Annotated in this window: 21 protein-coding genes and 1 pseudogene; 9 read left to right on the forward strand and 13 right to left on the reverse strand. The window is 69.7% G+C overall.

What is annotated here, in order from left to right; translation table 11 throughout:
* Positions 1-106 precede the first annotated feature (106 nt).
* Positions 107-1,264, reverse strand: coding sequence for an ABC transporter substrate-binding protein (locus FF100_RS09840; RefSeq protein ID WP_139035529.1), 1,158 nt, complete (start codon positions 1,262-1,264; stop codon positions 107-109).
* A gap of 262 nt (positions 1,265-1,526) precedes the next feature.
* Here FF100_RS09840 and paaG point away from each other — a divergent pair, with 262 nt between their 5' ends.
* From paaG to FF100_RS09860, 4 genes are all read left to right on the forward strand, one after another.
* Positions 1,527-2,333 (forward strand): 2-(1,2-epoxy-1,2-dihydrophenyl)acetyl-CoA isomerase PaaG, encoded by an 807-nt coding sequence (paaG, locus tag FF100_RS09845; protein ID WP_139035530.1) that lies wholly within the window; start codon positions 1,527-1,529, stop codon positions 2,331-2,333.
* Positions 2,330-2,776, forward strand: coding sequence for a hydroxyphenylacetyl-CoA thioesterase PaaI (gene paaI / locus FF100_RS09850; RefSeq protein WP_139035531.1), 447 nt, complete (start codon positions 2,330-2,332; stop codon positions 2,774-2,776). Before paaG ends, paaI begins: the two co-directional genes overlap by 4 nt.
* Before the next feature lie 130 nt (positions 2,777-2,906).
* Positions 2,907-4,241: a phenylacetate--CoA ligase PaaK gene (gene paaK, locus FF100_RS09855; protein ID WP_139035532.1), complete on the forward strand. Its 1,335-nt coding sequence runs from the start codon at positions 2,907-2,909 to the stop codon at positions 4,239-4,241.
* Positions 4,242-4,269: 28 nt separating this feature from the next.
* Positions 4,270-4,896, forward strand: coding sequence for a TetR/AcrR family transcriptional regulator (locus FF100_RS09860; RefSeq protein ID WP_139035533.1), 627 nt, complete (start codon positions 4,270-4,272; stop codon positions 4,894-4,896).
* A gap of 239 nt (positions 4,897-5,135) precedes the next feature.
* Here the strand turns inward: FF100_RS09860 and FF100_RS09865 are convergent, their stop codons facing one another.
* Positions 5,136-5,672, reverse strand: a complete 537-nt coding sequence (locus tag FF100_RS09865; protein ID WP_139035534.1) for a GNAT family N-acetyltransferase — start codon at positions 5,670-5,672, stop codon at positions 5,136-5,138.
* 181 nt (positions 5,673-5,853) lie between these two features.
* Positions 5,854-7,020 carry a type III PLP-dependent enzyme gene (locus FF100_RS09870; RefSeq protein ID WP_139035535.1) on the reverse strand — a complete coding sequence of 389 codons (1,167 nt, stop codon included), beginning with the start codon at positions 7,018-7,020 and terminating at the stop codon, positions 5,854-5,856.
* Positions 7,021-7,719: 699 nt separating this feature from the next.
* Here FF100_RS09870 and FF100_RS09875 point away from each other — a divergent pair.
* The 3 genes from FF100_RS09875 (at position 7,720) to FF100_RS09885 (ending at position 10,469) form a co-directional block, all read left to right on the forward strand.
* Complete coding sequence (locus FF100_RS09875) at positions 7,720-9,339, forward strand: OpgD/OpgG family glucan biosynthesis protein (protein WP_139035536.1); 1,620 nt, start codon at positions 7,720-7,722, stop codon at positions 9,337-9,339.
* A gap of 14 nt (positions 9,340-9,353) precedes the next feature.
* Positions 9,354-9,833 (forward strand): GNAT family N-acetyltransferase, encoded by a 480-nt coding sequence (locus FF100_RS09880; protein ID WP_246101992.1) that lies wholly within the window; start codon positions 9,354-9,356, stop codon positions 9,831-9,833.
* Between the two features lie 216 nt (positions 9,834-10,049).
* Positions 10,050-10,469, forward strand: coding sequence for a hypothetical protein (locus FF100_RS09885; protein WP_139035537.1), 420 nt, complete (start codon positions 10,050-10,052; stop codon positions 10,467-10,469).
* A 128-nt stretch (positions 10,470-10,597) separates the two neighbouring features.
* Here the strand turns inward: FF100_RS09885 and ugpA are convergent, their stop codons facing one another.
* From ugpA to FF100_RS09935, 10 genes are all read right to left on the reverse strand, one after another.
* Complete coding sequence (gene ugpA, locus FF100_RS09890; protein WP_139035538.1) at positions 10,598-11,482, reverse strand: sn-glycerol-3-phosphate ABC transporter permease UgpA; 885 nt, start codon at positions 11,480-11,482, stop codon at positions 10,598-10,600.
* 4 nt (positions 11,483-11,486) lie between these two features.
* A complete protein-coding gene (gene ugpB, locus FF100_RS09895; RefSeq protein ID WP_139035539.1) occupies positions 11,487-12,818 on the reverse strand; it encodes a sn-glycerol-3-phosphate ABC transporter substrate-binding protein UgpB in 1,332 nt (443 codons plus the stop codon).
* 286 nt (positions 12,819-13,104) lie between these two features.
* Entirely contained in the window at positions 13,105-14,781 is a 1,677-nt protein-coding gene (locus FF100_RS09900) for a thiamine pyrophosphate-binding protein (protein ID WP_139035540.1), read from the reverse strand.
* A gap of 43 nt (positions 14,782-14,824) precedes the next feature.
* Entirely contained in the window at positions 14,825-15,997 is a 1,173-nt protein-coding gene (locus FF100_RS09905; RefSeq protein ID WP_139035541.1) for a CaiB/BaiF CoA transferase family protein, read from the reverse strand.
* 210 nt (positions 15,998-16,207) lie between these two features.
* Complete coding sequence (locus tag FF100_RS09910) at positions 16,208-17,260, reverse strand: ABC transporter ATP-binding protein (RefSeq protein ID WP_139035542.1); 1,053 nt, start codon at positions 17,258-17,260, stop codon at positions 16,208-16,210.
* Between the two features lie 28 nt (positions 17,261-17,288).
* Positions 17,289-18,131 carry a sn-glycerol-3-phosphate ABC transporter permease UgpE gene (gene ugpE, locus FF100_RS09915; protein WP_139035543.1) on the reverse strand — a complete coding sequence of 281 codons (843 nt, stop codon included), beginning with the start codon at positions 18,129-18,131 and terminating at the stop codon, positions 17,289-17,291.
* Between the two features lie 119 nt (positions 18,132-18,250).
* On the reverse strand, positions 18,251-19,246 hold the full coding sequence (locus FF100_RS09920) for an adenosine kinase (protein WP_139035544.1): 996 nt from the start codon (positions 19,244-19,246) through the stop codon (positions 18,251-18,253).
* Between the two features lie 69 nt (positions 19,247-19,315).
* Positions 19,316-19,867: a Uma2 family endonuclease gene (locus tag FF100_RS09925; RefSeq protein WP_246101993.1), complete on the reverse strand. Its 552-nt coding sequence runs from the start codon at positions 19,865-19,867 to the stop codon at positions 19,316-19,318.
* Positions 19,868-19,908: 41 nt separating this feature from the next.
* Positions 19,909-20,436, reverse strand: coding sequence for a Uma2 family endonuclease (locus tag FF100_RS09930; RefSeq protein ID WP_139035545.1), 528 nt, complete (start codon positions 20,434-20,436; stop codon positions 19,909-19,911).
* A gap of 39 nt (positions 20,437-20,475) precedes the next feature.
* On the reverse strand, positions 20,476-20,787 hold the full coding sequence (locus FF100_RS09935; RefSeq protein ID WP_139035546.1) for a hypothetical protein: 312 nt from the start codon (positions 20,785-20,787) through the stop codon (positions 20,476-20,478).
* Positions 20,788-20,901: 114 nt separating this feature from the next.
* Between FF100_RS09935 and FF100_RS09940 the strand changes: the two genes are divergently transcribed.
* Together FF100_RS09940 and FF100_RS09945 are read left to right on the forward strand one after the other, a co-directional pair.
* Entirely contained in the window at positions 20,902-21,828 is a 927-nt protein-coding gene (locus tag FF100_RS09940) for a protein-methionine-sulfoxide reductase heme-binding subunit MsrQ (RefSeq protein ID WP_139035547.1), read from the forward strand.
* 133 nt (positions 21,829-21,961) lie between these two features.
* Positions 21,962-22,970 (forward strand): annotated as a pseudogene (locus FF100_RS09945) (integrase core domain-containing protein).
* The last annotated feature ends 514 nt before the right edge of the window (positions 22,971-23,484 follow it).

Consider the following 23,484-nt stretch of genomic DNA (forward strand, 5'->3'; position numbering starts at 1 on the left):
CCGCCTGATGCATTCGAGGAAATCTGGAGCGCGTCCCCCCTCTCCCACCCGGGAGAGGGGAGCCCGCGCTCTCTGGGTTCTCGAACCGATCAGTCGGCAGTGCCGCTCAATTCGTCGCCGACAACAGCTTCCACTTCCCGTTCTCGATCGTCACCATCACGCGGGCGCGGTCGTCCTGGCCGACATGGTCGGTCGGGGTCATGGTGACGACGCCGTTGGTGTAGACGACCTCCTTCAGCCCTTCGAGCGCGTCGCGCAGCGCGGTGCGGAACTCCGGCGTGCCGGGCTTGGCGGTCTTGAGCGCGACGGGAATCGCGTTCGCCAGCAGCACCTCGGCGTCGTAGGCGTGGCCGCCGAAGGTCGCGAGGCTCCCTGCGCCGAACTTCGCCTCGTAGGCCTTGGTGTAGTCGAGGGCGACCTTGCGCACCGGGTTCGAGTCGGGGAGCTGCTCGGCCACCAGCAGGGGACCGGCCGGCAGCACCGTGCCCTCCAGGTCCTTGCCGCCGACGCGCAGGAAGTCGGCATTGGCGACGCCGTGGGTCTGGTAGTACTTGCCGGCGTAGCCGCGCTCCTTGAGCGTCTTCTGCGGCAGCGCCGCCGGGGTGCCCGACCCGGCGATCAGCACCGCGCCGGGCTTCGCCGCCATCACCTTCAGCACCTGGCCGGTGACACTGGTGTCGGTGCGGGCGTAGCGCTCGGTGGCGGCGAGCTTGATGCCCTTGGCCTCCAGCCGCGGGGTGATCTCGGCGAGCCAGCCGTCGCCGTAGGCGTCGTTGAAGCCGATGAAGCCGACCGACTTCACCCCGGCTTTCGCCATGTGGGCGGCGATCGCCTCGGCCATCAGGGCGTCGTTCTGCGGCGCCTTGAACACCCAGCGGCGCTTGTCGTCCATCGGGGCGACGATCTTGGAGGAGGCCGCGAGGCTGATCATCGGCACCTTGGCCTCGGCCGCGACCTCGACCATGGCGAGCGAGACCGGGGTCACCGACGAGCCGATGATGGCATCGACCTTGTCGTCGCTCGCGAGCTTGCGGGCATTGGCGACGCCCTTGGTGGTGTCGGTGGCGTCGTCGAGGACGATCCACTCGACCTTCTGGCCGCCGATCTCGGTCGGCAGCAGCGTCACGGTGTTGGCCTGCGGAATGCCGAGCGAGGCCGCCGGGCCGGTCTTGGCGATGGTGACGCCGATCTTGATCGGCTGTGCCAGCACCGGACCGGCCAGCACGGTGCCGGCGACGGCGAGCGCCCAGACGATGCGCCTCATGGTGGTGTCCTCCCGTTCGTGCCGCGCCGGTTGGGATCCGGTCGCCGGCATCACGGGCTTCGTTGAGCCCGCCGATCGTTGCTTTGCAATCCCGCGCGGCGTCCGTCTACCCCGGGTTCTGGCCACCCTGGCGTTCGGCTGACGGCGTCGAGCGTTTGACTTCGTTGCTTGAGCTTTATAATTTACCGTCCGGTTGGTCAATAGATCGCGCCGGCGGTGCCCCGAGGGCATTCGACACGGCGGGACGGGGAGGGCACACCCAATGAGTGAGGCTACCGGCGAATCCCTGGTGCTGACGGAGCGCCATGCGGGCTACCGCGTGCTGGTGCTCAACCGGCCCGACCGGCTCAACGCCTTCACCGAACCTCTGCACCTCGCCCTGCGCGACGCCCTGAGCGATGCCGCCGCGGATCCGGAGTGCCGGGCGCTGATCCTCACCGGGGCCGGCCGCGGCTTCTGCGCCGGCCAGGATCTCTCGGCCCGCAACTTCGCGCCCGACGTCGAGCCGGACCTCTCGCGCACGCTCGAAGCGTTCTACAATCCGCTGGTCCGCCAGATCCGCGACCTGCCGATGCCGCTGATCTGCGCCGTCAACGGCGTGGCCGCCGGGGCGGGGGCCAGCCTCGCCTTCCACGGCGACCTCGTGCTCGCCGCCCGCTCGGCCAAGTTCCTCCAGGCCTTCGCCAAGCTCGGGCTGATCCCGGATGCCGGCGGCACCTGGCTGCTGCCGCGCCTCGCCGGCCGGGCGCGGGCCCGCGGCATGGCCCTCCTGGCCGAACCGATCACCGCCGAGCAGGCGGAGGCCTGGGGCATGATCTGGCGGGTGATCGACGATGCCGACCTGATGGCCGAGGCTCACCGCCTCGCCGCGCAGCTGGCGCAGGCGCCGACCTACGGCCTGGCGCTGATCCGCCGCGCTTTCGACGCCTCGGAGACGAACGACCTCGACGCGCAGCTCCAGGTCGAGAGCGACCTGCAAGGCGAGGCCGGGCGCTCGCCGGATTACCGCGAGGGCGTGGCGGCCTTCCTGGAGAAGCGACCGGCCCGCTTCACCGGGCGGAAGCGGTGAGCCCCGACGACTTGGCCCGCGCCTGCGCTGCGGCCTTGTGGGCCGAGGACCGGGCGAGCCAGGGGCTCGGCCTGACCCTCGACCATGTCGGTCCGGGCGCGGCGACCCTGTCGATGCGGGTGCGCGACGACATGACGAACGGCCACGGCACCTGCCACGGCGGCTTCCTGTTCGCGCTCGCCGATTCGGCCTTCGCCTTCGCGTGCAACACCGCCAATCAGCGGGCGGTGGCGCAGCATTGCTCGGTCACCTTCCTGCGGCCGGGCCGGCGCGGCGAGGTGCTGACGGCCCGGGCCGTCGAGCGGGTGCGCGAGGGGCGTTCGGGCCTCTACGACGTGACGGTGACCGACGCGGACGGGCAGGTGGTGGCGGAGTTCCGCGGCCATTCGCGGACCGTGCCGGGGACGGTGCTGGCGGGGGAGGGGGGGCCGGCCTCCGGGTGATCTCCCCGCCGATCGAACAGCCTGCGCGACATCCCGGGCTCCGCTTCGCGGCCCCGGGATGTCGTGGAGGGTTTCAGGGCCGTCGGTCACGCCGACGGGACATCATAAAAATCGCCACGGGAGAGACGCCATGCTCCAGATCGCCCCCCGCAAGCTCGCCCGCATGGTGCCGGATGCCGCCGAGCTCGACCGGTTCGAGACCGCCTCGAGGCCTGAGCTCGCCGCCTGGCAGCGCGACAGGCTGCGCGAGACCCTCCACCACGCCTACGCCAACGTGCCGCATTACCGCGCCGCCTTCGACGCGGCCGGCGTGCACCCGGACGATTTCTCCGACCTTCCCGACCTCGCCCGCTTCCCCTTCACCGCGAAGGCCGATCTGCGGGCGAACTATCCGTTCGGGATGTTCGCGGTGCCGCGTGAGGAGGTGGCGCGCATCCACGCCTCGTCCGGCACCACCGGCAAGCCGACGGTGGTCGGCTACACCAAGGCCGACATCGACACCTGGGCCGACGTGGTGGCGCGCTCGATCCGGGCGGCGGGCGGGCGGCCCGGAATGCTGATTCACGTCGCCTACGGCTACGGGCTGTTCACCGGCGGGCTGGGCGCGCATTACGGCGCCGAGCGCCTCGGCTGCACGGTGATCCCGATGTCGGGCGGGATGACCGAGCGCCAGGTCCAGCTGATCCAGGACTTCCGGCCCGACATCATCATGGTGACGCCGTCCTACATGCTGGCGATCCTCGACGAGTTCCGCCGCCAGGGGCTCGATCCGCGGGCCTCCTCGCTCAAGGTCGGCATCTTCGGCGCCGAGCCCTGGACCAACGCGATGCGGGCCGAGATCGAGGAGGCCTTCGACCTCCACGCCGTCGACATCTACGGCCTGTCCGAGGTGATGGGCCCGGGGGTCGCGAGCGAGTGCGTCGAGACGAAGGACGGGCTGCATATCTGGGAGGACCACTTCTACCCGGAGGTGGTCAACCCGACGACCGGCGCGGTGCTGCCCGACGGCGAGGAGGGAGAGCTGGTCTTCACCTCGCTCACCAAGCAGGCGATGCCGGTGATCCGCTACCGCACCCGCGACCTGACCCGGCTCCTGCCCGGCACCGCCCGGGCGATGCGGCGGATGGAGAAGATCACCGGCCGCTCCGACGACATGATGATCGTGCGCGGGGTCAACGTCTTCCCGAGCCAGATCGAGGAGAAGATCCTGACGATTCCCGCCCTCTCGGCGCATTACCAGGTGGTGCTGACCCGCGAGGGCCGGATGGACACTATGACGATCCGCGTCGAGGCGCGGCCGGAGGCCGACATCGCGGATTTGCGCGCGGCGGCGGCCGACCGGCTCTGCCACGCGGTCAAGGACACGATCGGCATCACCGCGGCAGTCGAGGTGGTGCCCCCGGGAGCTATCGAGCGCTCGCTGGGCAAGGCCCGCCGCGTCATCGACCGACGCCCCCGACACTAGCCCACACGATCAGTCACGACGAGACTCCATGGCCCGCACCCGCGCCAGCGACTACGACGACAAAAGCCGGGCGATCCTCGATCGCTCGGCGGAACTCTTCGCCGCCCACGGCTTCGACCGCGCCTCGATGAGCCGGATCGCCGAGGCCTGCGGCGTCTCGAAGGCGAATCTGTACCATTACTATCGCGACAAGGACGAGATCCTGTTCGACGTGATCCGGCTGCACCTCCAGGAGCTGCTGGAAGCGGTCGAGGCCGCCGACCGCCCCGGGCTTCCCCCCGAGGCGCGTCTGCGCAGCCTCACCGAGGCATTGCTGGAGGCCTACCGGGACGCCGACGCGCAGCACAAGGTGCAGATCAACCATCTCGGCCTGCTCTCGCCCGAGCGGCAGGCCGAGGTGAAGGCGAGCGAGCGCGACTTGGTGCGGCTGTTCTCCGAGGCGATCGCCGGGGTGGCGCCGCACCTCGCCGGGACGGCGCTCCTGAAGCCCGTGACCATGTCGTTCTTCGGAATGGTCAACTGGCACTATCTCTGGTTCAAGCCCGGCGCCGGACTGACCCGGGCGGATTACGCCGATCTGGTGACCCGGCTGATCGCCGAGGGCGCGCGGGGAATCGGGGAGGAGAGGGGGCAGGTGAGGGCGGTAGGGGGATAGGCGACGGCTTGGCGGCGGCAACGCGTGAAGAACCACCCACCACGCCCTTTCCCGGACGACGGCAACGACGTGGAAGGAGATCCGGGATCCAGCACAAAAAGTCGCGAAGCGTCCTTATGTCTGCAACATTGCGACAATCGGAGCCGCTACGCGGCAGTTCTTCTGCTGGATCTTGGATCTCCTTCCGCTGACGCTACAGTCGTCCGGGAAAGGGGCGGGCATGGAGCCCGCCCTTCCACTCACGCCGCGACGCGGAATTCCTCGGCCGGCAGGGCGCCCGGCACCGCCCGCCCGGTCGCCCGCACCATGCCGCCGACGCCGTCGAGCGCGCCCGGCACGAGGTCCAGGGCCAGGAACCGCTCCGGCGCGTAGGGGCCGGGCAGGCTCAAGGCCCCGACCCGCTCGCGGGTGAAGCCGAACCGGGCGTAGTAGGGCGCATCCCCGACCAGGATCACCGCCCGGTGACCGAGGGCCGCCGCACGCGCCAGCCCGTCGCGCATCAGCCGGTTGCCGATGCCGAGCCCGTGCAGGCTCGGATCGACCGCGATCGGCCCGAGCATCAGGGCGGGGCGGTCGCCGGCCTCGACGTGCCACAGGCGCACGGTGGCGACCAGCCGGCCGTCCATCTCGACCACCAGGGCAAGGCCGTCGGCCGGAAGACGCCCCTCGCGCAGGCGCTCGCAGGTCTTGGTGAAGCGGGCCTCGCCGAAGCACGCATCGAGCAGGTGCTCGCGGGCGGCGAAGTCGGCGGCGCGCTCGTCGCGGATCTGGATCACGGCCGTACTCTCCCGAAACCGACTCAAGACGGGCAAAGGACAGCCCTCGCACCCGCCGCAACACGGCGGGCCGTCCGGGGCTATGGGGATGGGATGAAGGCGCGAACGCGCCGGGGCCCCTGTAACGGCGGACCCGGCGCGTTGTTCCGAGTCATCGGCACCTTTCGGCGCCGATCCTCGATCAGATCACGTAGGACTGGAGCGGCGGGAAGCCGTTGAACGCCACCGCCGCGTAGGTGGTAGTGTAGGCGCCCGCTCCCTCGATCAGCACCTTGTCGCCGATCGCCAGCGAGATCGGCAGCGGGTACGGGGTCTTCTCGTAGAGCACGTCGGCCGAGTCGCAGGTCGGGCCGGCGAGCACGCAGGGGATCGTGCGATCCTCGTCGTGCTCGGTGACGATGCGGTAGCGGATCGACTCGTCCATCGTCTCGGCGAGGCCGCCGAACTTGCCGATGTCGAGATAGACCCACCGCACCTCGTCCGCGGCGTCCGACTTCTGCGAGACCAGCACCACCTCGGCCTCGATCACGCCGGCATTGCCGACCATGCCGCGGCCCGGCTCGATGATCGTCTCGGGCAGCTGGTTGCCGAAATGCTTGGTCAGCGCCCGGAAGATCGCGTCGCCGTAGGATTCCACGCCCGGCACCGCCTTGAGGTACTTGGTCGGGAAGCCGCCGCCGAGGTTCACCATCGAGAGATGGATGCCGCGGGTCGCGCATTCGCGGAAGATCATCGAGGCCGAGGCGAGCGCCCCGTCCCAGGCTTCCGTGTTGCCCTGCTGCGAGCCGACGTGGAACGACACGCCGTAGGCGTGCAGCCCCCCGCGATAGGCGTGCTCCAGCACGTCCACCGCCATCTCCGGCACGCAGCCGAACTTGCGCGACAGCGGCCACTCGGCGCCGGCGCCGTCGCACAGGATGCGGCAGAACACCTGCACGTCCTCGCGGGCGACCTTGACCGCGTCGGCGGCGCGGACGATCTTGTCGACCTCGGCCTGGCAGTCGACGGCGAAGAGCCGCACGCCGAGCTGCAGCGCGCGGGCGATGCAGCGCTCCTTCTTGATGGTGTTGCCGAACGACACGCGGTCGGCGGTGGCACCGGCGGCGAGCGCCATCTGCACCTCGACCACCGAGGCGGTGTCGAAGCAGGAGCCCATCTCGGCGAGCGCGCGCAGCACCTCGGGGGCCGGGTTCGCCTTGACGGCGTAGAAGACCCGGGTGTCCGGCAGGGCGCGGGCGAAGGCGGTGTAGTTGTCGCGGACGACGTCGAGGTCGAGCACCATCACGGGACCCTCGTCCCGGCCGAGCTCGCGGCGCACGCGCAGGAAATCGCGGATGCGATCGGTCATGATCAGCCCCACCAAAGGTTCGAGAGGGCTCCCGCGGGAACCCGAAGTCGAGATCGAGACGGCGCACGTCGGCCGTCCGGCGTCAGGGGGCGATGCAACGCGGCGCCGACGTGCTGTGGAGACACGCCATGCGACGCGGGCGCAGAGCACCCGGAAGCTGCCTTTGCTTGGAACGGGGAAACCCGATCCGCACTCGGGGCAAGGAGAAACAAGCCTCTTCGGTGTCGGCCTTTGGAGGGCCGACGAGACCAAAAAAGCCCGTTCGTCGTTGCTTTAAGCTGCGTCCCCCGTGGAGAGCGGGGTTCGCCGGTTTTGCCTCCGGCTGCCGGTTGTTGTCGGGGTCCGGTGTCGCCACCTGGATGCCGGCCGGAGGGATCCACCCTTCCCGGCCATCGATCCTTTAAGACCCCTGGCGGCTGTCCGGCCTCTTGTCCGGATGCCCACCAACCGGCACGCGGCCACAGGCACGTGCGAAATTGGGCAAGGCGGTAGATACGGACCAAGGCCCCCCGCCGCAAGCCCCGTCACGCGGATTTTCGCCGGATTTTCGCGCCGTGGCGCGGGGGACACGGCCGTGGTCTCGCCCATGGAGAAACCGTCACGTCGCGGGGCCTTCTCAAGTGGCGCCGGACGGGCCATTCAACCGGACGACGCATGCGGGCGCGCGTTCAGCCGGCGCGCCTTATTCTCCGGGACACCATGACCATCGCACCCTCGCGCCGCGCGCTGCTTGCCGGCCTGCTCTCCTCCGCCGCCCTGACCCGGGCCGCCACCGCCCAGGTCGGTCCGACCCAGCCCGGCCCGAGCGCCCTGCCGCCGCCGGCCCCGAGCCCGGCCCCGGCCGGTCCGCCGCGCTTCCGCTTCGACGAGGTGGTGCGCCGGGCGAAGGCCTTGGCCGGCGCACCCTTCGAGGCGACCGTCGCGCCGCTGCCGGCGCCGCTCGCCTCCCTCGACTACGATGCCTGGCGCGACATCCGCTTCCGGCCCGACAAGGCGCTGCTCGGGGATCAGGACGGGCCGTTCCGGCTCCAGCTGTTCCATCTCGGCTTCCTCTATACCCGCCCGGTGACCGTGAACGTGGTGCGCGACGGCGTTCCGACCCCGATCCCCTACCAGCCCGGCCTGTTCGATTACGGCCGCACCACCATCGACAAGCCGCTGCCGGTCACCCTCGGCTTCGCCGGCTTCCGGCTGCACTATCCCCTCAACAAGCCGGCCCTCCTCGACGAGCTGATCTCGTTCCTCGGCGCCAGCTACTACCGCTTCCTCGGCCGCGACCAGCTCTACGGGCTGTCGGCGCGGGGCCTCGCCGTCAACGTCGAGGGCGTCGGCGGGCCGGAGGAGTTCCCGGTCTTCCGCGAGTTCTGGATCGAGATGCCGCCGAAGGGCGCCGACCGGGCGGTGATCTACGCCCTCCTCGACGGGCCGTCCTGCACCGGGGCGTTCCAGTTCCTGGTCTATCCGGGCGACGAGACCGTGGTCGACGTGCGCTGCACGCTCATTCCGCGCCGGGAGCTCGCGACGGTCGGCATCGCGCCGCTGACCTCGATGTTCTTCATCGGCGAGAACGACCGCCACCACTCGGACGATTACCGGCCCGAGCTGCACGATTCCGACGGGCTCCTGATGCAGTCCGGCGGCGGCGAGTGGATCTGGCGCCCCCTGCGCAACCCGAAGGAGCGCTGGATCTCGGCCTTCCAGGACCGCAATCCCAAGGGGTTCGGGCTGATGCAGCGCGACCGGGTGTTCGAGGATTACCAGGACCTCGAAGCGTTCTATCACCGCCGCCCGGGCTACTGGGTCGAGCCGCAGGGCGAGTGGGGCGAGGGCACGGTGCGTCTGGTCGAACTGCCGACCGAGAACGAGACCCACGACAACATCGTCGCCTCGTGGCAGCCGAAGCAGCCCTACCAGCCCGGCGAGGCGGTGGAACTGTCCTACAAGGTCCGGGCGCTCGCCGAGACCGACGACCTCCATCCCGGCGGCCGGGTGGTGAACACCTACGTCGCCCGCACCACCGCCAGCGGCGGCACCGCCGACGGCAGCGAACCGCTGACCCGGCGCTTCCTCGTCGACTTCTCGGGCGGCGACCTCGCCTACTGGCTCACCGACCCGAAGGCGGTCGAGATCGTGCCCTCGACCACCGCCGGCAAGATCACCGCGGTCTCGCTGGTGCCCAACCTCCACGTGAAGGGGTTCCGCGCCGCGATCGACGTGCGGCTCGATCGACCGGGCCAGGCGACCGACCTGCGCGCCTTCCTGCGCGCCCGCGGCCAGACCCTGACCGAGACCTGGACCTACCCGTGGAAGGCCGCGTGAACGGGGAGGGCCGCGTGAACGGTCCTGCGCCCCAGCCGCCGGCCGTCACGATCCGGCCGGCGCTCCGGGAGGACCTCGACGCCCTGATGGCGCTCGAGGCCGCGGCCTTCGCCACCGACCGGGCCGAGCGCCGGGCGATCCGCCACGCGATCGGCTCAGCGTCGATCTCGCTCCTCATCGCCCTCGACGGCGCGGTGCTGGTCGGTGCCGCCACGATCGAGCGCCGCCGCGGCAGCCGCCGCGCCCGGCTGTCCTCGATCGCGGTGGCACCGAGCCGGGCCGGCACGGGCTTGGGCCGGGTGCTGCTCGACGCCGCCGAGGCCGAGGCGCTGGCCCATGACTGCGATCGCCTGCGCCTGGAGGTCCGCGAGGATAACGGCGCCGGCATCCGCCTCTACGAGCGCAGTGGCTATCGCCGCTTCGAGACCGTGCCGGACTATTACGAGGACGGCACCACCGCCTGGCGCTACGAGAAGCCGCTCTCGCGTTCATGATCGGGCGGGCCGGGAGAGCGCCCGGCCTGCCCCATCCTGAGACACCCTGCCAATGTCCGGGACCGGACATTCGCCGCCAGGATTGCTTGCCGCTGCGACATGTGCCGGTTCGGAATGGTTTCCGATCGGTTACGGATGGCACGCCGTTCGCAAAGATCCCGGCGACCGAGGCAGACGCTGCCTCACTCCGGGATCTTCGAGGATAAGGTGGCAGCCATGGCAATGACCGACGCCGATTTTCGCAGGATGATCGCCGGGTACCGTGGTGCCGTTGCCGAGGCGCTGCCGCCCCTGACCCTGCCCGACCGGGTGCCTCACCGTTACGAGCCGCGCTCGCGGCTCCCGGTCCGGTCCGAGGCGGTCGAGCCGCGCACCATCGAGATCGTCTGGGCACCGGCGGCTCCCGTGCGGTCCGGCGGCGCCCTGCGCGGCCTCGCCATGCTCGCCAAGGTGCTGGCGGTGCCGGTGCTGCTCGCCGGCGGCGTCTACGCCAGGCCGGTCTACGAGTGCCACAAGCAGAAGAGCCACGGGATGCTGTATTACGGCACCACCGTGCAGATGTGCGTCAGCGAGCGGATGTCCGCCAAGGTCGAGGGTATGCAGGCCTTCGTGGATCGGCAGTTGCGGGCGATGTGAGGGGCGGCTTCATGGACCCGACCCGGGTCTGCCACCCGCCTGGTCATTCCGGGCTCCGCTGCGCGACCCCGGAATGACCAGGCGGGTGGCAGGTCGGATGGCGCCGATCCGTCACCCATCCCAGCCCGTCAATACGCCACCCGCTTCTCCACGTAGCGGAACTGAATCGCCGTCAGGCCGATCACGATCGCCATCAGCACCACCGACTGCGCCGCCGAGCCTCCGAGATCGGCGCCGATGCGGCCGTCCTGGTAGACCTTGTAGACCAGCGTCTGGGTCGCCCGGCCCGGGCCGCCATGGGTCAGCACGTCGATGACGCCGAACGTCTCGCAGAAGGCGTAGACGACGTTGACCACCATCAGGAAGAACGTGGTCGGTGACAGCAGCGGGAAGACGATGGTCCAGAACCGCCGGGCCGGGCCGGCGCCGTCGATCGCCGCCGCCTCGATCACGCTGCCCGGGATCGCCTGGAGCCCGGCGAGGAAGAACAGGAAGTTGTAGGAGACCTGCTTCCAGGCCGCCGCCATCACCACCAGGATCATGGCGTGGTTCCCGTCGAGCAGCGGGTTCCACGGGATGCCAATCTGGTTGAGCCCGCGGGCGATCAACCCGAGGCCGGGCTGGAACAGGAAGCCGAACAGCACGCCCGCCACCGCCGGGGCCACCGCGTAAGGCCAGATCAGCAGGGTCCGGTAGAGCCCCGCACCCCGGATCTCCCGGTCCGCCATCGCGGCGAGCAGCAGCGCGAAGCCGAGCGACAGCCCCGCCACCGCCGCCGCGAAGATCAGCGTGGTGGCGAGGGCCTGATAATAGCCCGGATCCGTGAACAGGGCCCGGTAATTCTCGAACCAGACGAATTCCGTCGAGAGCCCGAACGCATCCTGCATCTGGAACGATTGCCAGACCGCCTGGACCGCCGGCCAGTAGAAGAACAGGCCGACGATCAGGAGCTGCGGCGCGATCAGCGCCGCCGGCAGCAGCCGGCCTCCGAAGGTGATGCGCTCGGGACCCATGAAATTACCGTCCGGCCTGCTTCTCGAACTGGCGCAGCATCGCGTTGCCGCGGGTCGCCGCCTCGTCGAGGGCCTGCTTCGCCGCCTTCTTGCCGGCGAGCGTCGCCTCGATCTCCTCGGCCCAGAGGTCGCGCATCTGCGGCAGGTTGCCGAGGCGCAGGCCGCGGGAATTCTCGGTCGGCGGCTTGTTGGTCAGCTCCTTGATCGGCACCTCGAGCGCCGGGTTCTTGGCGTAGAACCCGTCCGCCTTCGATTTCTCGTAGGCCGCCTTGGTGATCGGCATGTAGCCGGTGGTCTGGTGGAGCTTCGCCTGCCGGTCGGTGTCCGACAGGAAGCTGAAGAACTTCGCCACGCCCTTGTACTCGTCCGGCTTCTTGCCGCCCATCACCCACAGCGAGGCGCCGCCGATGATGCTGTTCTGCGGCGCGCCCGGCACGTCGGGATAGTAGGGCATGGGTGCCGCCGCCCAGGCGAACTTCGCCGCGGACTTCACGTTGCCGTAGGAGCCCGACGACCCGAACATGATCGGGCACTCGCCGGCGGTGAAGCGGCCGAAGCCGCTGTCGTAGCGGCCGGAATAGTCGAAGGACTTGTCCTTCTGCGCCTCGGCGAGGTTGCCGAGATGCTTGACCTGGAGCGGCCCGTTGATCTCGAGCGTGGTGTCGAGGCCGTCCATGCCGTTGGCCTTGGTGGCGACGGGCACGTTGTGCCAGGCCGAGAGCTGCTCGATGTTGAGCCAGGTGACCCAGGTGGTCGAGAAGCCGCAATTCGGGAAGCCGTTCTGCGTCAGCTTCTTGGCCGCGGCGAACAGGTCGGGCCAGGTCTTCGGCGGCTCGGAGAGGCCGATCGCCTTCAGGGCGTCGAGGTTGGCCCACATCACCATCGACGACGAGTTGAACGGGAACGAGAGCATCTCGCCCTTGGTCGTCGAGTAGTAGCCGGTGATCGCCGGCAGGTAGGCGTTCGGGTCGAACGGCTCGCCCGCGTCCTTCATCAGCTGGTAGACCGGCTTCACCGCGCCCTTGGCCGACATCATCGTGGCGGTGCCGACCTCGAACACCTGCATGATGTGCGGCGCGGTGCCGGCGCGGAAGGCGGCGATGCCGGCATTCAGCGTCTCGCCGTAATTGCCCTTGTAGGTCGGCACCACCTTGTAGTCGCTCTGCGCGGCGTTGAACTCGTCGGCGAGGCGGTTGACGGCGTCGTTGTTGGCGCCCGTCATCGCGTGCCACCATTGCAGCTCGGTCACGGCGAGCGCCGGGGTCGCGGCGGCCGCCAAAGTCGTCGCCAAGCCGAGGCCGGCGAGGGCGATGCGGATCGTCTGGGTGGGGGCCATCGGGTTGTCGTCTCCTCGTGTGCGGCCTCTCATGCGGGGCCTGCGTGACACTCCGACGACAGGGCCGGCGGAGGCCACGCGGTCCGCACCGTCTCGGGCGGCGGGTCGCTTGTTAGTAGCTGGCTAAGCACAGCCGGGAGCGGCGGACAAGGGCGGCGCGGGAGTCTCTTCGACATCACCAAGGGAATTGAAACCCTCCGCGTCATTCCGGGCTCCGCTTTCGCGGCTCCGGGATGACGCGGAGGGTGGCGATGCTGCCGGGGGCAGCCGGGACAGGGCCGCCGGATTACGTCCGCTTCCGGTCCCGCAGCGCCTGGATCGTGGTCGTCGGGGTGATCGCCTCGGGATCGATCGGGCAATGCAGGATGGACGGCAGGCCCGAGGCCAGGGCCCGCGCCAAAGCCGCCGGGAAGTCCTCGGTCCGCTCGACCCGCTCGCCATAGCCGCCGAAGGCGGTGGCGTAGGCGGCGAAATCGGGGTTCTTGAGCGCGGTGCCGGAGACGCGGCCGGGATATTCGCGCTCCTGGTGCATCCGGATCGTGCCGTACATCCCGTTATCGACCAGGATCACCAGGACCGGGAGCCCGTACTGCACCGCGGTCGCGAATTCCTGGCCGTTCATCAGGAAGTCGCCGTCGCCCGACACCACGACCACGGTGCGGTCTGGCAGCAGGCGCTTGGCGCCTATGGCGGCGGGCACGCCGTAGCCCATCGAGCCCGAGGTCGGGGCGAGCTGGCCGTCATGGGCGCGGAACGGCCAGAACCGGTGGACCCAGGTGGCGAAGTTGCCGGCGCCGTTGCACAGGATCGCGTCCGCCGGCAGCGCCTTGCGCAAATGCGCCATCACGCCGCCCATCTGGAGCGTGCCCGGGGTGGTGATCCGGGTCGGATCGCTCCAGGCGAGGTAATCGGCGTGCAGGGTCTCGGTGCCGGCGGCCCAGGGCAGGGTGCGGGGCGGCTGCACCGTCTCGATCGCCGCGGCGAAGGCGGTCGGGCTGGCATTGATGGCGAGGGCCGGGCTGTAGACCCGTCCCAGCTCCTCCGGGTCCGGATGGATATGCACGAGGCGCTGGCGCGGTCCGGGAATGTCGAGCAGCGTGTAGCCCTGCGACGGGATTTCCGACAGCCGCCCGCCGACGACGAGCAGCAGGTCGGCCTCCTTGATCCGCGCGAGCAGCTTGGGATTCACGCCGAGGCCGAGATCGCCGGCGTAGCAGCGGTGATCGGCCGGGAAATGGCCCTGGCGCCGGAACGAGCAGGCGACGGGCAGCGAGAACAGGTCGGCGAAGCGCGCGAAGCGCCGAACGGCCTCCGCCGACCAGCGGCTGCCTCCGAGGATCGCGAAGGGTTTTTCCGCCTGCGCCAGCATGGTCTGCACCGCGACCATCTGGGCCAGCGCCGGATGGGTCTCGACCGGCCGGAAGGCCGGGGCATCCGGCACGGTCGCGGTCTCGACCAGCATGTCCTCGGGCAGCGCGATCACCACCGGGCCGGGCCGGCCGGCGGTGGCGACGTGGAAGGCGCGGGCGATCAGTTCCGGGAGGCGGTCGGCGCTGTCGATCTCGGTCACCCACTTGGCGATGGTGCCGAACACCGCCCGGTAATCGAGCTCCTGGAACGCCTCGCGCTCGCGCGCCGACCGGTCGATCTGGCCGACGAACAGGATCATCGGGGTCGAATCCTGCTTGGCGATGTGCAGGCCGGGCGAGGCGTTGGTGGCACCGGGGCCGCGGGTGACGAAGCAGATGCCGGGCCGGCCCGTCAGCTTGCCGTGCGCCTCCGCCATCATGGCGGCCCCGCCCTCCTGCCGGCAGACGGTGAGCCGGATCTCGGCGTCGTGCAGCGCGTCGAGCACCGCGAGGAAGCTCTCGCCGGGGACGCAGAAGATGTCGCCGACGCCGTGGCGGGCGAGCTGGTCCACCAGGATCTGCCCGCCGGTGCGGGGGCGGGGGGCGTCGGTCATGGGCGTGTCCTCCAGCGATCTCTTCAGGCGTAGCCGATTCCGGTCAGCCGCCCCAGGCCGGATCGGCCAGCACGCTCTGCGTGTGATCCCCGACCTGCGGCGAGGCGGTCTCCGCCGCCATCGGCACGCCGTCGATGACGATCGGCGAGCGCACGCTCGGGATCGTGCCGCCCTTCGCCCGCGGATCGGGCAGGTCGAGGCGCAGGCCACGATGGACCACCTGGGGGTCTGAGAAGACCTCGGCGAGATCGTTGATCGGGCCGACCGGCACGTTGACGGCACCGAGCCGCGCCAGGAGATCGGCCTTGCTGTGGCGGCTCGTCTCGGCACTGATGAGCGGGATCAGCACGTCGCGGCGGGTGACCCGGCCCGGATTGGTGGCGTAGTCCGGGTCGAGGTGCCAAGCGGTGCCGAGCACGCCGCAGAATTTCTGGAACTGGCCGTCATTGCCGCAGGCGACGATGATGTGGCCATCAGAGGTCGGGAAGACCTGGTAGGGGACGATGCTGGTATGCTCGTTGCCCATCCGCGGCGGCAGCAGGCCCGACACGAGGTACACCAGCGCCTGATTGCCGAGCACCGAGACCTGCGTGTCGAGGAGCGCCATGTCGATGTGGCAGCCCTTGCCCGTGGCGTGCCGGCCCTGGAGGGCGGCGAGGATCGCCACGGTCCCGTAGACCCCGGTGAACACGTCCGCGAAGGCGACCGCATTCTTGACCGGCTCGCCCGCGGGCTCGCCGGTGAGCGACATGATCCCGCCGAGGCCCTGGACCATGAAATCGTAGCCGGCGCGCGGCGCGTAGGGGCCGTCCTGGCCGAAGCCGGTGACCGAGCAGGTGATCAGCCGCGGGTTGAGGGCGCTCAACGCCGCGTGGTCGAGCCCGTACTTCTTCAGGCCGCCGACCTTGAAGTTCTCGATCACCACGTCGGCATGCGCCGCCAGCCGCTTGACCACGGCCTGCCCCTCGGCGGTCTCGAAATCGGCCGCGACCGAGCGCTTGCCGCGATTGGTCGAGTGAAAATACGAGGCCGAGAGCGTGCCGCCCTCCGCGCCCTCGACGAAGGGCGGGCCCCAGGATCGCGTGTCGTCGCCGACGCCCGGCCGCTCGACCTTGACCACGTCGGCGCCGAGATCCGCCAGGAGCTGGCCGATCCAGGGTCCTGCCAGGATGCGGGCGAGTTCGAGCACCTTGATGCCGGCGAGGGGTTTGTGCACGAAGACCGAGCCTCCCTAGAGCATTTCCCGACGAAGCGGATGCCGGTTCGTCGCAGAAAGTGCGGCACAATCAAAGACCTGGAACACTGTCCGGTCGCAACGCGATCGGACAGTGCTCCAGTGGCGCGCCTCCCGTCGACGGAAAGGCGCTCTTATTCTCCGCTTGCATACGACGCGGCTTGGCCGCCGGGAATGCCCCCCGGCCTCCGGTCAGCCCTGCGCCAGCCGCCGCCCCGCGGCGGGGTCGAACAGGTGCAGGGCGCTTCCGTCGATGGCGAGCCGCACCGTGTCGCCCTCCTGCGCGCCCGCACCGGCCGGGACCTGCACCGCCACGTCGGTGCCGGCGAGCGGCCCGTGCAGCAGGCGGGTGGCGCCGAGCTCCTCCACGAAGGCGATGCGGAACGGCAGGCCGTCCTCGGCGATCCGCAGATCCTCCGGCCGGATGCCGGCCTCGACCGCCGTGCCGGGGGCGAGGCCCGTGACCGGGATCACCGTCCCGTCGATCCGCACGCCCCCGGCCACCGCTTCCGCGGGCAGGATGTTCATCGGCGGCGAGCCCATGAAGGTCGCGACGTAGCGGGTCGCCGGGCGGCGATAGATCTCGATCGGGGTGCCGACCTGCTCGATCTGGCCGCCATTCATCACCACCAGCCGGTCGGCCATGGTCATCGCCTCGACCTGGTCGTGGGTGACGTAGACCGTGGTGACGCCGAGCTGGCGCTGCAGGCGGCGGATCTCGACCCGCATCTGCACCCGAAGCTTGGCGTCGAGGTTCGACAGCGGCTCGTCGAACAGGAACACTTGCGGCTTGCGCACGATCGCCCGCCCCATGGCGACGCGCTGGCGCTGGCCGCCCGACAGCTGGCGCGGGTAGCGCGTCAGCATCGCCTCGAGGCCCAAGAGCCGCGCCGCGTCCTTCACCCGGGTCTCGATCTCGGGCTTCGGGGTGCCGCGGTTGCGCAACCCGTAGGCCAAGTTGTCGTAGACGCGCATGTGGGGATAGAGCGCGTAGTTCTGGAACACCATCGCGATGTCGCGGTCGGCGGGCTCGACGTCGTTGACGGTCCGCGCGCCGATGGTGATCGCCCCCGAGGTCACGGTCTCGAGGCCGGCGATCATCCGCAGAACCGTGGACTTGCCGCAGCCCGAGGGGCCGACGAGGACGCAGAAGGCGCCGTCCGGCACGTCGAGCGACACGCCGCGCACCGCCTCGACGCCGCCGGCATAGGTTTTTCGGAGCTGGTCGAGGGCGAGGCCGGCCATCAGAGGCACCCGAGGTTGAGGAGGGACATCACTTCTCGGTCTCCACCAGGCCGCGCACGAACAGCTTCTGCATCGCGAACACCACCACGACCGGCGGCAGCATCGCCAGCACGGCGGTCGCCATCACGATCTGCCACTCGGTGAGCTGGTCGGTGATCGAGGTCATCTTGCGCAGGCCGATCACCACCGTCTGCATGTCGTCGCGGGTGGTGACGAGGAGCGGCCAGAGATACTGGTTCCAGCCATACAGGAACTGGATCACGAACAGGGCCGCCATCGTGGTGCGCGAGAGCGGCAGCAAGGTGTCGAGGAAGAACCGCACCGGCCCGGCCCCGTCGATGCGGGAGGCCTCGACGAGCTCGTTCGGCACCGTGAGGAAGAACTGGCGAAACAGCAGCGTTGCCGTCGCCGAGGCGATCAGCGGCAGGGCGAGGCCCGCATAGGTATCGAGCAGGCCAAGATCCGCCGCGACCTTGTAGGTCGGGTAGATCCGCACCTCGACCGGCAGCATCAGGGTGACGAAGATCGCCCAGAAGGCGGTCTGCCGGAGCGGGAACTTGAAGTAGATCAGCGCATAGGCCGAGAGCAGCGAGATGAAGATCTTTCCGAGCGCGATGGCGAGCGCCATGATCGTGCTGTTGAGGAGCATCACCCCGACGGGTACGCCGGCCATGCCGGATTCGGTCAGCGCCCGCCGGTAGGTCTCGAGCCCGTGCCCGCCCGGCCAGAGCGGCATCTGGCCGTTGGCGATGGTGGCGGCATCATGCGTCGAACCGATCAGCGCGAGGTAGACCGGGAAGACGACGATGCCGACCCCGAGGCAGAGCACGAGATGCGGGATCAGGTTGCCGAAGCGGCGGTTCTCGACCAACGGGGCCGCTCCCTGGCGGATGGTTTCTTAGGTCCCGGTGCCGCACCAGGATGACGGGCGTGCGACGGCTCCTATCATCGGTCAAGCTCTGACGGAAGCGCCGCCCGCCCGAAACCGTCCTACAGGCCGGCTTCCGCCGCCAGCGCCTTGAGATCCGCCTGCGGCCGGGCGCCGAGATGCGAGATGATCTCCGCCGCTGCGACCGCGCCGAGGCGGGCGCAATCGGCGTGGTCGAGGCCGCGGGCGAGGCCGGCGAGGAAGCCCGCCGCGAACAGGTCGCCGGCGCCGGTGGTGTCGACCACCTCGCGCACGGGCGAGGCCGGCACGGATCGCGTCTCGGTCCCCGAGACCACCAGGGCGCCCTCCTCGGAGCGGGTGACGACGCCGAGGAGCCCCGTCTCCTGGCGCAGGGCCGCCAGCGCCGCGTCGGCATCCGCGGTCTGGTACAGGCTCTTCAGCTCGTGGATGTTGGCGAACAGGATGTCGAGGCTGCCGTCGCGGATCAGGCCGATGAACTCGTCGCGGTAGCGGTCGACGCAGAACGCATCGGAGAGGGTCAGGGCGACCTTGTTGCCGGCACCATGGGCGATCTGGACCGCCTTGCGGAACGCCTCCTTGGCGGCCGGCGGGTCCCACAGGTAGCCCTCGAGATAGACGTGGCGGGCGCTCTTCACGACCTCCGCGTCCACGTCCGCGGCGGTGAGGCCCTGGCAGGCGCCGAGATAGGTGTTCATGGTGCGCTCGCCGTCCGGCGTGACCAGCACGAAGCAGCGCGCCGTGGCCGGGCCCTCGGCGGCCGGGGCGACGCCGAACTGCACGCCGGTGGCGTTGAGGTCGTGGGCGAAGAGGCGGCCGAGCTCGTCGTCCCGCACCTTGCCGACGAAGCCGGCCCGCGCGCCGAGCAGGGCCGCGCCCACCGCCGTGTTGGCGCCCGAGCCGCCCGAGATCACCGTCGCCGGCCCCATCACCCCGAACAGGTGCTCGGCCCGCGCCTCGTCGATGAGCTGCATGGCGCCCTTGTGCACGCTCTCGCGCACCAGGAAGGCCTCGTCGGTGCGGGCCATCACGTCGACGATGGCGTTGCCGAGGACGAGGAGGTCGAGGGGGGCGGTCATGCAGGGGCTCGTGCGCAAGATGCTGCGCCGCCTGTCGCATCCGGTGCCCGGGGGGTCAAGCGCGGGGGTTCACGGCTCCTCGAACAGGGATGTGACGGCGAGTTCGAGGCCCGGCGGGTCGAGCCTCAGCCTGCCGTCCTGCACGAAGGCGGTCTCGATCCCGTCCCCGGCCCGGCGGTGATGGATGACCACGCGCCGGTCCGGATCGACCATCAGGTCATGGTGGATGCTCGGCACGCGGAACTCGCCGGTCGGTTTCTCGCTCGCGTCGGTCCGGCGGGTGCTCGGTGACGAGACCTCGACGACGATGACCGGGTCGGGGACCTCGGCGGAGTTCGCGTCCCTGCGCGGTCCACAATGGACCAAAGCGTCCGGCTCATACGCGGTGCTGTCGTCGATGCGGACAGTCATGCCGTCCGGCATCGCCCGACATGGCAGCGCGGCCGCCCGAATGCCGCGCCGCAGCGCGATGTAGGTGGCGGCCGTGACCTCCGCGTGCACCACGCGCTCCGGTGTCGTCGCGTACGCCTCGCCCCGCACGAGCTCGCAGCGGCCGGGATTCGTCTCGCTCCAGACCAGGTACTCGTCCACGCTCATCTGCGTCTGCGGAAGCGACTTCATCGCGTCGACCCTGTCGATGGCGGTCCTGCACCGGCATCGTCTCACGCCCCTCGGCGCTCGCCCGAGAGATCGTCCACCGCGAGCCCGATCCCGGGCGGGTCGAGCGACAGGGTCCCCTCGGTCACGATCCGGGTCTCGATCGTCGCGCCGATCCGGCGGTGATGGATCAGGCAGGCCCGCCGGGGATCGACCAGCCGGTAGTGCATCACGCCCGGCACCAGGAAGCCGCCGGCGACCGTCGCCCCCGCATCGACCGACCGTGTCCCGGGCGACAGCCCCTCGACCGATCGCCGGCGGCGGCGCCTCGACCGCGTCGGGGGCCGTTCGGGGCCGCAATAGACCAGCGCGTCCGGCTCGTCGGCGGTGTGGGCGTCGATCCGCACCGTGATGCCGTCGGGCCGCATCTCGCCGGGCACGCCCAGCGCCCGCAGGCCGCGATCGAGGGCGAACGTGACCCGGGCATGGCACGCCCGCTCCGGCGCCATCGCGACGACCTCGCCGGCGACGAGCGCGTGGCGGCCCGGAACCGTCGCGCCCCACGCCAGGAACGCAGCGACATCATGCGGGATCGGGGCAGGCCGGCCATGGGATCAGCCTACCACGCCCCGTCACTGCAGCGACTGCATCTCGCAATTCGCGTAGGCCACGCTGCCGTCGGCGTAGGCCTTGAGCTTGCGGGCATAGGCCTCGGCACCCGTCCGGTAGGGGCCGAGCTGCGCGTTATACGCCTTGATCCCGTCATTGTAGGTGTAGGCCTCCCAGCCCGGGCACCCGCCCTTGGCGTCGAGGCAGGCGGGCTTCTGCGGCAGGGCGGGCTTGACCGGCTTCTCGCTCGCCGGCGGCGGCATCGGCGCGGTGCAGGCGGCGTGAGCCGTGACCGGTGTCAGCAGCAGGAGGGCGGCGAGGACGGTGCGGGACATGGCTCGGTCTCCTCGAAGGGGCAGCCTCTCACGCCATCGTGTGGTCGGCGGATCGGGTCAAACCGCCGCTCGCGGCTTATCTGTGGCGCATTCCGCACTGCACTCAGGTCCCGAATGACCGTCCACCCCCGGATCGCCACTCCTCGCTCAGCTCCCGCTCGCATCGCCTGGCCATGGCTCGACCGGGCCGGACGGCTGTCGCGGTTCAAGCTCGCGGTGTTCCTCCTCGCGCTGGCGCCCGGCCTGTGGTTCACCGCGGCCTACGCCCTCGACCAGCTCGGCGCGAAACCGCTCACCGCCTACCTGCACGCCATGGGCGACTGGTCGGTGCGGTTCCTGATCATCTCGCTCGCGGTCACGCCGATGCGGCGCATCGCCAACGCGCCGAAGCTGATCCTGGTGCGACGGATGCTGGGTCTGACCGCGCTCGCCTACGCGCTCGTCCACTTCACGCTCTACATCGCCGACCAGAAGTTCGACCTCGCCCGGGTGGCGAGCGAGATCGTGTTCCGCATCTATCTCACCATCGGCTTCGCGGGCCTGCTCGGCCTCGCCGTGCTCGGCGTCACCTCGACGGATGGGATGATCCGCCGCCTCGGCAAGGCCTGGCCGCGGCTGCACCGGCTGGTCTACCCGCTCACCGCCCTGGCGCTGCTGCACTTCTTCCTGCAATCGAAGATCGACGTCTCGAAGCCGGTCTACTGGAGCGGGCTGTTCCTCGCCCTGATGGGCTGGCGGCTGATGCACCGGTTCAAGGTGCCGACGACGCCGCTGCCGCTTCTCGGCCTCAGCGTGGCCGCCGGTCTCGCGACGGCGGGGCTGGAGGCCCTGTGGTACGCGCTCGCCACGGGCGTGCCGGCCGAGGCCGTGCTGTCCGCCAACCTCGACCCCTTCGACGACGTGCGGCCCGCCTGGTGGGTCCTCGGCACGGTGATCCTGATCGTGCCGCTCAACCTGTGGCAGACGAGAGCGACGTCGGGCGGCAAGGGGTCGTCCGAGAAGGAGCCGGTAGCACGGCCGGCGCGTGCGGCGAAGGTGTGATCGATTGCGCCGGCGGACCTGAAGCCCTCCATCGTCAGCCCGGGGCCGCGCAGCGGACCCCGGGATCCATCACCGCCGGCAGTTCACTCTCATGGTTGATCCCAGGGTTTGATGGTGCACTCGTCACTCCGGAGTGGAGGGAGGCGCCAGGGGACGGGTTCGTCACGGCAGCGCCACAACGACGGAGGCGGTCCGTCGCGCGATCCAGCATAGTCAAGCGAGCCTGAGGGCACTGGCCAAGCGCCACGGCATCGACCCGACGACCGTGGCCAAGTGGACGCGGCGCAACTCGGTCGCCAACCAGCGCACCGGCCCCAAGGAGCTTCGCTCGACGGTACCGTCCTGTCGGCCGACGAGGAGGCGATCGTTGTCGCCTTCCGGCGCCCTGCGCTGCCGCCGCTCGACGACTATCTCTACGCGCCCCAGGCTACCATCCCGCGCCTGACCCGCCCGTCGCTGCATCGATGTCGGCAGCGCCACGGCATCAGCCGCCTGCCGGATGTCGATGGTGAGCAGAAGCGATCCCGCGTCAAAGTCTACCCGCTCGGCGGCTTCCCCATCGACCTCGCCGAGGTGCGCACAGCGGCGGGTCGGCTCGACCTGTTCGTGGCCATCGACCGCACCACCAAGTTCGCCTTCATCGAACTGCACGGGCGAGCGACGCGACGCATCGCCGGTGACTTCCTGCGCCATCTGATCGAGGCTGAGCCCTCTCGGGTGCACACGGATCTCGCCGACAACGGCACCCACTTCACGACGCCCGGCAACGTCGCCCCGGCCGCGCCCCTTATCAAGGAGGCGATCGCGGCCGGCGAGATCTTCCGCGCCCACAGCTTCGAGTCGGCCTGCCCCCGCAACGACGTGGAGCACCGCCTGACCAAGCCACACTGCCCTTAAACCAACGGTCAGCTCGAGCGGATGAACCGCACGATCAAGGATACGACCGTCCGGCGCTACCACACCGACAGCCACGCCCAGCTGGGCACGCATCTGGCGGACTTCGTCGTGCCGACAACTATGGCCGGCGCCTCGAGACCTTACGGGGCCTCACGCCGTATGAGGCCATCTGCAAAGCTTGGATCGCTGAACCGGATCGGTTCAGGGCCAGCCCGCTCCACCAAATGCCGGGACCAAACACCTAATGAACAGGGGAGCCATGTGCCCCTTGAGCGTCGCGCAGAACGAGACGGGCGAGAACTCCCAAGGCGGCTCTCTAAAAAGCCGCCTTGAATCGCTCCGCTGCCGCCAATGGAACCCCAAGTGTCCCTATCATCCGTTGCCTGAAATGCGGTTATTCCATCCATCAACGGGCGACTTCGCTTGCCGAAACATCTGACCGTCCAGGATGCGCCTTAGGATTGATCGTGACGTGTGCGGGTGTGGCAGGGGAGAGCCGTTGCCTGGACCGAGCGCGTCGCGGGGGCGATCTGTCAGGTTCGGGATATCGGATGGGCAGAGGCGGGGAAGAAGACATCATATGTTTATTTGTAGTGCCTCGAAAAACTGTGACTGTTCATTCATGATATGGCTGAGAAATGATTTTATGAGATTTTCGAAACATTTTTTGCTTAACATAAGATGCTTGAACATCTGTGATCTGTGGCGTACCTTACGTCATGGTAGGGAAATTTTAAATTTTGTGATGTAATTGGTAGG

This window comes from Methylobacterium terricola, from assembly GCF_006151805.1.
In the GTDB taxonomy this organism is placed as follows: domain Bacteria; phylum Pseudomonadota; class Alphaproteobacteria; order Rhizobiales; family Beijerinckiaceae; genus Methylobacterium; species Methylobacterium terricola.

Excerpts from the sequence above, each read along its gene's own strand:
- FF100_RS09840 (WP_139035529.1), bottom strand. The coding sequence starts at position 1,264 with ATGAGGCGCATCGTCTGGGCGCTCGCCGTCGCCGGCACCGTGCTGGCC.
- paaG (WP_139035530.1), top strand. The coding sequence starts at position 1,527 with ATGAGTGAGGCTACCGGCGAATCCCTGGTGCTGACGGAGCGCCATGCG.
- paaK (WP_139035532.1), top strand. The coding sequence starts at position 2,907 with ATGCTCCAGATCGCCCCCCGCAAGCTCGCCCGCATGGTGCCGGATGCC.
- FF100_RS09860 (WP_139035533.1), top strand. The coding sequence starts at position 4,270 with ATGGCCCGCACCCGCGCCAGCGACTACGACGACAAAAGCCGGGCGATC.
- FF100_RS09870 (WP_139035535.1), bottom strand. The coding sequence starts at position 7,020 with ATGACCGATCGCATCCGCGATTTCCTGCGCGTGCGCCGCGAGCTCGGC.
- FF100_RS09875 (WP_139035536.1), top strand. The coding sequence starts at position 7,720 with ATGACCATCGCACCCTCGCGCCGCGCGCTGCTTGCCGGCCTGCTCTCC.
- FF100_RS09885 (WP_139035537.1), top strand. The coding sequence starts at position 10,050 with ATGGCAATGACCGACGCCGATTTTCGCAGGATGATCGCCGGGTACCGT.
- ugpA (WP_139035538.1), bottom strand. The coding sequence starts at position 11,482 with ATGGGTCCCGAGCGCATCACCTTCGGAGGCCGGCTGCTGCCGGCGGCG.
- ugpB (WP_139035539.1), bottom strand. The coding sequence starts at position 12,818 with ATGGCCCCCACCCAGACGATCCGCATCGCCCTCGCCGGCCTCGGCTTG.
- FF100_RS09900 (WP_139035540.1), bottom strand. The coding sequence starts at position 14,781 with ATGACCGACGCCCCCCGCCCCCGCACCGGCGGGCAGATCCTGGTGGAC.
- FF100_RS09910 (WP_139035542.1), bottom strand. The coding sequence starts at position 17,260 with ATGGCCGGCCTCGCCCTCGACCAGCTCCGAAAAACCTATGCCGGCGGC.
- FF100_RS09920 (WP_139035544.1), bottom strand. The coding sequence starts at position 19,246 with ATGACCGCCCCCCTCGACCTCCTCGTCCTCGGCAACGCCATCGTCGAC.
- FF100_RS09925 (WP_246101993.1), bottom strand. The coding sequence starts at position 19,867 with ATGAAGTCGCTTCCGCAGACGCAGATGAGCGTGGACGAGTACCTGGTC.
- FF100_RS09935 (WP_139035546.1), bottom strand. The coding sequence starts at position 20,787 with ATGTCCCGCACCGTCCTCGCCGCCCTCCTGCTGCTGACACCGGTCACG.
- FF100_RS09940 (WP_139035547.1), top strand. The coding sequence starts at position 20,902 with ATGACCGTCCACCCCCGGATCGCCACTCCTCGCTCAGCTCCCGCTCGC.